The 2,289-nt window shown below is 54.3% G+C and carries 1 protein-coding gene; it reads right to left on the reverse strand.

What is annotated here, in order from left to right; all coding sequences use genetic code 11:
- Positions 1–581 precede the first annotated feature (581 nt).
- Positions 582–1,799: a helix-turn-helix domain-containing protein gene (locus H512_RS26745; RefSeq protein WP_084798656.1), complete on the reverse strand. Its 1,218-nt coding sequence runs from the start codon at positions 1,797–1,799 to the stop codon at positions 582–584.
- Between the last annotated feature and the right edge of the window lie 490 nt (positions 1,800–2,289).

Raw genomic sequence — 2,289 nt, forward strand, 5'->3', positions numbered from 1 at the left:
CATCGCTCGGATAGCCCAAGGGAACCTCCTCCGAAGAAGAACCCTTGAATCAAACCTCGGCTGATTTGGGAATCCCTTTTGTCAACGCAGCCTAAGCAGCTGGTAGACCTGAGAATTTGCATAGGCTACAGCGCGAGAAGCTCGGGTCTCCCAGCCCCCGACCGGAGAACAGTAAATGCTGGCAACAAACGCACTTGCGGCCAAGATAGCTGCAGGACGGCCTTGGCTCATCCCACCAAGTCCGTCACACACGACCGCGACAGTGAAGTTTCCGCGTCCGCTATTACCGTAAGATGCGCGTACAACGAGACAGCAATCTTCATTGCGCTGGCGTACCTGCCCGACACTTGAGCCAATAGCTATATCACGCTGGATTCGAATGGCTTTCGAACCTGCTTGACCACTCAAAGCACGCACAAGTCGGTTCTGGACGATCTCGATCAAATGCGATTCCTCGCTAGACACTCAATCAGTAGCTCACAATCTTAGTTGAAAGAAGCAAGGATCGACTGCAGGGTTGGATTGTACCGGAATTCAACCGGAGAGGTGCTAGACTTTGGACAAAACCATTTCATAGCTTTTTACCGCTTGGGTCTAAAAGCTACCACGTTTCCATCTTCCTGCTCCAACTGGGACCGTAACGCGTCTTTGAGGCGAGGCTGCAAAGCGACAACAGCTGCCGCCTCTGCGGTCAGATAGCCCTGAGGCAGGCAAGTCATCATCTCAACATCTCTGCTATCAATGCCAATGTCCATCTCGACAAGATCTCTGACACCTCGGACACGCTCATCAATAACCAGTTCGATCGAGCGCCGGAGCAGGCGAGGCTCTTCCACCGGAGTTTCCGATGGCAAGTCGAGCGGTTCTCGCGAGTGCCAACCGCGAGCGGAACGATAACGCCACAAACGTTTAGCGTGTTCGTCTGAAATAATCCCGAGATCGTGGGCACGCTTAACCATCGCACCGATAGAGACCCTCCATCGCCGCTTCATCGACAGAAAACCATCCAGAGAAAGCGAAGGAATTTCTGAAGAAAAGGACCGATGAGGCAACAGAATTGCGCATGCCAAGTATTTCGCTTGGTGCTCGATCAGGTCGAAGTGACGCACCATATCGTTGTCGTTCACATAACGATGCAATGCGAGATGGGCAATCTCGTGGGCTGCATCCATCTGACGACGATATGCTGTGTTTTTGTCTCGTGCGAGCAGGATATACGGACGCCCTTCTGAGTCTGACCAAGTGCCCTGTCCATCGATTTTGGTAGAGCCCACCTCATCGACTCCCACGACAGCCCCGGCATTTTCAGCGACGAGCACCATACTTTCGATCGGACCTTCGCCGAGAAGCCAGTGTCGCCGTATCGATGCAGCAAGCCCGTTGAGGTCATCATCGGAGAGCTTTAAATAATCATTCGGGGCAACAAACTCCGGAAAATCAACCTCTGGGAACTCGACAATTTCCTGTAGCGCCGCTGAAATATGGCGCAGCCAACCCATGCGAGCTTTTTCTCGTGTCCGTACTTTCTTCGTCGCTGTTGCCAATGAACGGAAGAAAATCGCACGCGCGCCATTTTCTTGCATCGGGCGGATAAGATAAGATGGCCAAACACCTAGTACCGACGCAAGCTGGTCAAGCGTTGCCGGCTCCGGCGACTGTTCGCCGCTTTCCCAATTTGAAATTGTCGACCCGCTCGGTCGCCCAAGAGCTTTCGCCACGTCGGATTGTGTCATGCCTCGCGCCTCGCGGGCTTCCAAAAGCCGCGCGGGTACGAAGAATCCTTTCGTACTCGGGCGCATTGTTATGCTCCTCCCGTTGTAGTTGCCCGGCCCTTCGTCGTTTGGGCCGCCAGCGCTAGCTTATTCTGGTTTTCCGCTTCCCGCCGACTCATCCGGCTTTTTAGGCACCCGAAGTTTCGGAAAAGCGCGGTCAACAATCGGGCCCGATTGGCGCTGAAGCGAAACGCGTCGTTCGGCGTGCGTGAGAAGAGCTGCGTTAAGTCTATCCATAGGAATCCAGCACAGCCATCGATCCAGGCTGGCCGCTGGGACAGCGAATGCCAGCGCCGCAGGAACGGTGGGGTCACGTCGCATTGGAACGGCAACAAGACATCCAAAATATGCAAGTTCTGTTGTCTTGGAATCCGATTCTGTCGTTTCGAAGAGAACGCCTTGTGGGTCCAACTCAGCATTAGGGCGGATCGTGTCCCAGGGCGTGGTGTAGCAGGGTAGCGGTGGTCACCAGTGTTTTCCGGTAGGGTCGGGTTGTTCAAGACCAACCTGAAGGACA

This window comes from Pleomorphomonas koreensis DSM 23070 (assembly GCF_000425185.1).
In the GTDB taxonomy this organism is placed as follows: domain Bacteria; phylum Pseudomonadota; class Alphaproteobacteria; order Rhizobiales; family Pleomorphomonadaceae; genus Pleomorphomonas; species Pleomorphomonas koreensis.